Origin of the sequence: Streptomyces recifensis, from assembly GCF_002154615.1 — a bacterium.
Taxonomy (GTDB): domain Bacteria; phylum Actinomycetota; class Actinomycetes; order Streptomycetales; family Streptomycetaceae; genus Streptomyces; species Streptomyces griseoluteus.
Map to the genome: position 1 here is coordinate 1 of NZ_MUNH01000747.1, position 6,062 is coordinate 6,062.

Below are 6,062 nucleotides of genomic sequence, written 5' to 3' on the forward strand. Positions count from 1 at the left end.
GGTGCACACCGGAGGCTGAGCGGGACCCTGCCGGAACGCCCCCGCGGCTCAGGTGGACAGCGCGGGGGCGTACGTGCCGAAGCTCCAGACGTTGCCCTCGGCGTCCCTCGCCAGGTAGTCCCGCGCGCCGTAGTCCTGGCGTCCCCTTCAGTCTCGCAGCCGGTACGGGCAAGGCCTCAGCCGAACGTGTTGCACCGGTCCGGATCGCCCGTGCGGTACCCCTGGTCGAACCACTGCTGCCGCTGCAGCGAGGACCCGTGCGTCCAGGTCTCCGGGGTCACCTTCCCCTGGAACTCCTCCTGGATACGGTCGTCGCCCACGGCCGCCGCCGCGTTCAGCCCGTCCTTGATGTCCGCCGGGGTCAGGCTGGTGATCAGCGGCCTGCCCGTCGACTCGTCCGGGGTCGTCGTCGCGTGGTGCGCCCACACCCCGGCATAGCAGTCCGCCTGCAGCTCGACCCGGACCGAGCTGCTGTTCTCGCCGGTCGTGCCGTCCTGGGTCCGGCCCAGCGTGCCCATGAGGTCCTGCACATGGTGGCCGTACTCGTGCGCGATCACGTACGCCTGGGCGAACGGACCCCCGCTCGCCCCGAACTTCGTGCGCAGTTCGTCGAAGAAGCCCAGGTCCAGATAGACCCGCTGGTCACCGGGGCAGTAGAACGGCCCCACGGCCGCCGTCGCCGCTCCGCAGGCGGTACGGATCTGCCCGTTGAAGAGATACGTCTCCGCCGGGGTGTACCGCTTCCCCTGCTGCCGGAACTCGCCCGACCAGTAGTCCTGCACGCTGTTGACCACCGCGACCACCCGGCAGTCCTCGCGGGTGTTCGCGTCCCGGCCGGTACGGCAGGACTGCTGGACCTCGCTCACCGAGGAGGGCTGCGGCGCGGTCGCGTCACCCCCCGAGGAGAGCCCGAGCTGGTCCGGGCCGACGCCAAGGAACAGCGCCAGCAGCAGCCCGACCAGCCCGACGACACCCCCGCCGATCGTCGCCCGGCCGCCCGGCACCCGGCTCCCGCGCACGTCCCGCACCTCGGAGGTGTCCAGATTCGCGTCGTCGTCGAACTGCACAGCCCGTCACCTTCTGTCGGCTTCCATCGGCTTTCGCGAGCTTCCAGCCGCCCGTCACACCGTGGCTCGCAGCTCACGCGGCATCTGTACCCCGGAAGCCCGCACACCTGCCACCCGGGGCAGGAAAAGGGCTTGCCCGCCCCCGTTAGACTGGCCCCATGGCCATTCTCCTCGCGCATTAGACGGCGGGAACGCCCTCGACAGCCGCCCATCCGTCAACCACGTACGCCCAGGAGTATGTCCGTGATCTCCGCCTCCGGTATCGAGCTGCGCGCCGGTGCGCGCGTCCTCATCGAGAACGCCACCTTCCGCGTCGCCAAGGGTGACCGCATCGGCCTCGTCGGCCGCAACGGCGCGGGCAAAACCACCCTCACCAAGTGCCTGGCCGGTGACGGCATCCCGGCCGCCGGCACCATCACCCGCTCCGGCGAGGTCGGCTACCTCCCGCAGGACCCCCGCACCGGCGACCTCGACGTCCTCGGCCGCGACCGCATCCTCTCCGCCCGCGGCCTCGACGTGCTGATCCGCAAGATGCGGGAGAACGAGCAGCGCATCGCCAACGGCTCCGGCGCCACCCGCGAGAAGGCCCTGCGCCAGTACGAGCGCCAGGAGACCGAGTTCCTCACCAAGGGCGGGTACTCCGCCGAGGCCGAGGCCGCCACCATCGCCGCCGCGCTCAACCTGCCCGACCGCGCGCTCGGCCAGCCGCTGCACACCCTCTCCGGTGGTCAGCGCCGCCGTATCGAGCTGGCCCGCATCCTGTTCTCGGACGCCGACACCCTGTTGCTCGACGAGCCGACCAACCACCTCGACGCCGACTCGATCGTCTGGCTGCGGGACTACCTCAAGACCTACCGCGGCGGCTTCATCGTGATCTCCCACGACGTGGACCTGGTCGAGACGGTGGTCAACAAGGTGTTCTACCTGGACGCCAACCGCTCCCAGATCGACGTCTACAACATGGGCTGGAAGCTCTACCAGCAGCAGCGTGAGGCCGACGAGAAGCGCCGCAAGCGCGAGCGGCAGAACGCCGAGAAGAAGGCCGCCGCCCTGCACTCGCAGGCCGACAAGATGCGTGCCAAGGCCACCAAGACGGTCGCCGCGCAGAACATGGCCAAGCGCGCCGACAAGCTGCTCTCCGGCCTGGAGGCCGTCCGGCAGTCCGACAAGGTCGCCAAGCTCCGCTTCCCCGAGCCCGCCCCCTGCGGCAAGACGCCCCTGATGGCGGAGGGCCTGTCGAAGTCGTACGGCTCGCTGGAGATCTTCACCGACGTCGACCTGGCCATCGACAAGGGCTCCCGCGTCGTCATCCTCGGCCTCAACGGCGCCGGCAAGACCACCCTGCTGCGCCTCCTCGGCGGCGCGGAGCAGCCCGACACCGGCTCGGTCGTCCCCGGCCACGGCCTCAAGCTCGGCTACTACGCCCAGGAGCACGAGACCCTGGACCCCGAGCGCACGGTCCTGGAGAACATGCGCTCGGCCGCGCCGGACCTGGACCTGGTCGAGGTCCGCAAGACGCTCGGCTCGTTCCTCTTCTCCGGCGACGACGTCGACAAGCCGGCCGGGGTCCTCTCCGGCGGTGAGAAGACCCGCCTCGCGCTCGCCACCCTGGTCGTCTCCTCGGCCAACGTGCTGCTGCTGGACGAGCCCACCAACAACCTCGACCCCGCCAGCCGCGAGGAGATCCTCGGCGCGCTGCGCACCTACAAGGGCGCCGTCGTCCTGGTCACCCACGACGAGGGCGCCGTCGAGGCGCTCCAGCCGGAGCGGATCATCCTGCTCCCGGACGGCGTGGAGGACCTGTGGGGCTCCGGTTACGCCGACCTGGTGGCCCTCGCCTGACCCCGGCGCGATCATTCGGCCCGATCATTCGGCCCAGCGGTGATCCACCATCTGAGTGAGATCTCCTCATACCGAGGTGTGTCCTACACGGATTTTCCGGCCGGTCCCCCCGTACCCCAGCGGTACCGGGGGACCGGCCGTCTCGCGTCGCTGACCTGGGACTTCCCGATTCCACCCGTTCGGCGGTACGCGCACGGCGCTTCGGAATCGTCGATTCCGTATGTGCGGACCCGCTCCTGTCGTCACAACCTCGTCTCACGGACCTTGCCGAATGGGTGGCCAACCCGACGAGAAGGGGTGATCATGAGAAGACCAGAGCGCACTTCCCATGAGGAGGACCGGGTGGCCGAGACTCTGAAGAAGGGCAGCCGGGTTACCGGCGCCGCGCGCGACAAGCTCGCGGCAGACCTGAAGAAAAAGTACGACTCCGGTGCGAGCATCCGGGCGCTGGCCGAGGAAACCGGTCGCTCGTATGGCTTTGTGCACCGGATGCTCAGCGAGTCGGGCGTCACGCTCCGTGGGCGTGGCGGTGCGACGCGGGGCAAGAAGGCCGCGTCGTCCTGACTCCGGGCGGCCCATCGGCTTCGATGGTGGCCACCCGGTCGGTCCCGTGATCGTCCGGGTGGTTACTGTGCAGTCACTTCGCGGTGCCGTACGGCTCCGCGCGATGACCGCACCCACCGGAGGCGCCCCATGGCTTCGCCCGACCAGGACCTCGCTCCTGTACTCGACAAGGACGGCGTACGGCTCACCGTCGACGACGCGCTCGCCACGGTGACCCTGACCAACCCCGCCAAGCGCAACGCGCAGAGCCCCGCTCTGTGGCGGGCGCTGGCCGAGGCGGGCCGGGCGCTGCCGGGTTCCGTCCGTGTGGTCGTGCTGCGTGGCGAGGGCAAGTCCTTCTCCGCCGGGCTGGACCGCCAGATGTTCACGCCGGAGGGGATCGAGGGCGAGCCGAGCTTCATCGATCTCGCGCGCCGTGACGACGCCGGGGTCGACTCCGCCATCGCCGGGTTCCAGGAGGCGTTCACCTGGTGGCGGCGCAACGACATCGTGTCCATCGCCGCCGTGCAGGGACACGCCATCGGCGCCGGCTTCCAGTTGGCCCTCGCGTGTGACCTCCGCGTCGTCGCCGACGACGTGCAGTTCGCCATGCGCGAGACCAGCCTCGGCCTGGTCCCCGACCTCACCGGCACCCACCCGCTGGTCGGCCTCGTCGGCTACGCCCGCGCGCTGGAGATCTGTGTGACCGGCCGCTTCGTGCACGCGGAGGAGGCGGTCGTCTCCGGCCTCGCCAGCGTCGCCGTGCCCGCCGCCGACCTCGACGGCGCCGCCACCGACCTCGCCTCCGCGGTGCTGGCCGCGCCGCGCGACGCCGTGGTGGAGACCAAGGCGCTGCTGCGCGGTGCCGTCGGCCGCTCCTTCGACGAGCAGGTCGTCGCCGAGCGTGCCGCCCAGGCCCGCCGTCTGCGCGACCTCGCCGGCATCGGGGACTGAGCGCACCGCGGCCTCTTTCGCGGGCGCGCTCACTCCACGCCGGTCACCAGGACCGCCACCGTCGGGCGGTCCTCCAGCGTGTCCCGTACCGCCGCGCGCACGCGCTGGGCCACCTCGGTGGCCCGGTGCGCGGAGTCCGTGGCGACCTCCACGTACACATGCCGGTGCGGGAGGGCCGCGTCCGACTCGCGCCGCTGGACCCGGACCGCGTGGCCCCGGTCGCCGAAGGCCGCCGTCAGCCGGGTCACCCCGGCCACCGTGAGCACGGCCGCGGCCACTGTCGCCTCGTCCGGGTCGGTGGTGCGCTCGGCGTCCGGCGCCCGCTGCGCCCGGGGCGCCGGGGGCGGTTCGGCGGGCGGCTCCAGCAGGTCCGTCACCCGCAGGTCCACCTCCGTCACCGTGAGGCCCAGCCGGTCGGCCGCCGCGGTCAGCACCTCCCGCAGCCGGTCCGCCGTCACCGGCAGCGGCCGGGCGGCGGTCGCCGCGAAGTCCGCCGTCACCCGCAGCGGTCCCGGCCACAGCGCGCTCGGCGGCGCCGGTACGACCGGCTCGCGCACCTCCCGCGGATCGGCCGGACCGATCCGCAGCGTGCCCAGCCACGCCCCCGGCACCTCGGCCGCCGCCCCGGCCAGCACCGAGGCGGCCGCCCGTTCCGTCATCCACGCGCCGTCCCGGCTGCCGCCGAGCGGCAGCAGTCTGCCGGGCGCCAGTCGCTGCCGTACCGCCTGTGTCCAGTCCGCCGTCATTCCTCCACCCTGCCCTCTCCACGGCGCGCAACGGCGCAGGCGTGCTTACCGTGGTCGGAGAACGACGACCGAAAAGGGGAGCAGTGGCGATGAGCGAGATGGCAACCCACGGCGGCGACAACGAGCCGCAGACCTCGGCCCGCAGGCAGACCCGGTCCGGCGGCGGCGACCCGGCGACCAGAGGCCGTACCACCATCGCGGACGGAGTCGTCGAGAAGATCGCCGGAATGGCGGCACGGGACGTGGAGGGCGTGCACGCCATGGGCAGCGGCTTCTCCCGCACCCTCGGCGCCGTACGCGACCGGGTGCCGGGCGGCGGCAGGACCGTCACCCGAGGGGTGAAGGCCGAGGTCGGCGAGGTGCAGACCGCGCTCGATCTGGAGATCGTCGTGGAGTACGGCTATCCCATCGGCGATGTCTCCCGCGCGGTCCGGGAGAACGTGATCGCCGCCGTGGAGCGGATGACGAGCCTCGAGGTCGTCGAGGTCAACATCGCGGTCAGCGACGTCCACCTCCCCGACGAGGAGGACGACGAGGAGCCGGGGCAGCCCCGTATCCAGTGAGTTGGGGGGTACTCGTACAACAGGCCGGACCGGCTGACATCACTCGGCCGGACGAGCCGACTCGCTTGAAGGAGCGCTGCAGAGATGAGCATGGCAGCAGTCGGCATGATCGCCGGAATGGCGCTGGGCTTCGCCGGGTTCTACGGCGGTTTCGGAGCCTTCGTGCTGGTGGCGGCCCTCGGGGCCATCGGATTCTTCGCCGGCCGCTTCCTGGACGGTGAACTGGAACTCGGCGACTTCTTCCGCCGCCGGGACGACCGCACCCGTGACGACCGGTTCCGCACCGGCGGCGACCGGCGCGACTGGCGCCGGTGACCGCGATGAGCACGGACACCGGCGCGGCGGCG

At 71.6% G+C, this 6,062-nt stretch carries 7 protein-coding genes and 1 pseudogene; 5 read left to right on the plus strand and 3 right to left on the minus strand.

All coding sequences use genetic code 11. The annotated features are described in order from the left end of the window. Positions 1-48 precede the first annotated feature (48 nt). Positions 49-138: pseudogene (locus CCN33_RS33365) on the minus strand (VOC family protein); the annotation flags it as partial. Between the two features lie 38 nt (positions 139-176). Then, positions 177-1,067 (minus strand): KPN_02809 family neutral zinc metallopeptidase, encoded by an 891-nt coding sequence (gene ypfJ, locus CCN33_RS29170; protein WP_086696361.1) that lies wholly within the window; start codon positions 1,065-1,067, stop codon positions 177-179. A 243-nt stretch (positions 1,068-1,310) separates the two neighbouring features. On the opposite strand from ypfJ, the gene abc-f reads away from it, so the two are divergent. The 3 genes from abc-f (at position 1,311) to CCN33_RS29185 (ending at position 4,406) form a co-directional block, all read left to right on the plus strand. Next, positions 1,311-2,909 (plus strand): ribosomal protection-like ABC-F family protein, encoded by a 1,599-nt coding sequence (gene abc-f / locus CCN33_RS29175; RefSeq protein WP_086696366.1) that lies wholly within the window; start codon positions 1,311-1,313, stop codon positions 2,907-2,909. A gap of 342 nt (positions 2,910-3,251) precedes the next feature. Then, the gene (locus CCN33_RS29180; protein WP_004002281.1) at positions 3,252-3,473 is read left to right on the plus strand and encodes a helix-turn-helix domain-containing protein; all 222 of its coding nucleotides are present in this window, start codon (positions 3,252-3,254) and stop codon (positions 3,471-3,473) included. Between the two features lie 129 nt (positions 3,474-3,602). Beyond that, positions 3,603-4,406 (plus strand): enoyl-CoA hydratase/isomerase family protein, encoded by an 804-nt coding sequence (locus CCN33_RS29185; RefSeq protein WP_086696362.1) that lies wholly within the window; start codon positions 3,603-3,605, stop codon positions 4,404-4,406. 29 nt (positions 4,407-4,435) lie between these two features. On the opposite strand, the gene CCN33_RS29190 is transcribed toward CCN33_RS29185, so the two are convergent. Next, positions 4,436-5,152 carry a nucleopolyhedrovirus P10 family protein gene (locus CCN33_RS29190; protein ID WP_086696363.1) on the minus strand — a complete coding sequence of 239 codons (717 nt, stop codon included), beginning with the start codon at positions 5,150-5,152 and terminating at the stop codon, positions 4,436-4,438. A 98-nt stretch (positions 5,153-5,250) separates the two neighbouring features. Between CCN33_RS29190 and CCN33_RS29195 the strand changes: the two genes are divergently transcribed. Then, complete coding sequence (locus tag CCN33_RS29195) at positions 5,251-5,715, plus strand: Asp23/Gls24 family envelope stress response protein (RefSeq protein ID WP_391766442.1); 465 nt, start codon at positions 5,251-5,253, stop codon at positions 5,713-5,715. 84 nt (positions 5,716-5,799) lie between these two features. Then, on the plus strand, positions 5,800-6,030 hold the full coding sequence (locus CCN33_RS29200) for a hypothetical protein (protein ID WP_086696365.1): 231 nt from the start codon (positions 5,800-5,802) through the stop codon (positions 6,028-6,030). Positions 6,031-6,062 lie beyond the last annotated feature (32 nt).

What these genes read in the sequence shown, in the direction of transcription:
- CCN33_RS29185 (WP_086696362.1), top strand. Translation starts at nt 3,603, where the DNA reads ATGGCTTCGCCCGACCAGGACCTCGCTCCTGTACTCGACAAGGACGGC.
- CCN33_RS29190 (WP_086696363.1), bottom strand. Translation starts at nt 5,152, where the DNA reads ATGACGGCGGACTGGACACAGGCGGTACGGCAGCGACTGGCGCCCGGC.
- CCN33_RS29195 (WP_391766442.1), top strand. Translation starts at nt 5,251, where the DNA reads ATGGCAACCCACGGCGGCGACAACGAGCCGCAGACCTCGGCCCGCAGG.
- CCN33_RS29200 (WP_086696365.1), top strand. Translation starts at nt 5,800, where the DNA reads ATGAGCATGGCAGCAGTCGGCATGATCGCCGGAATGGCGCTGGGCTTC.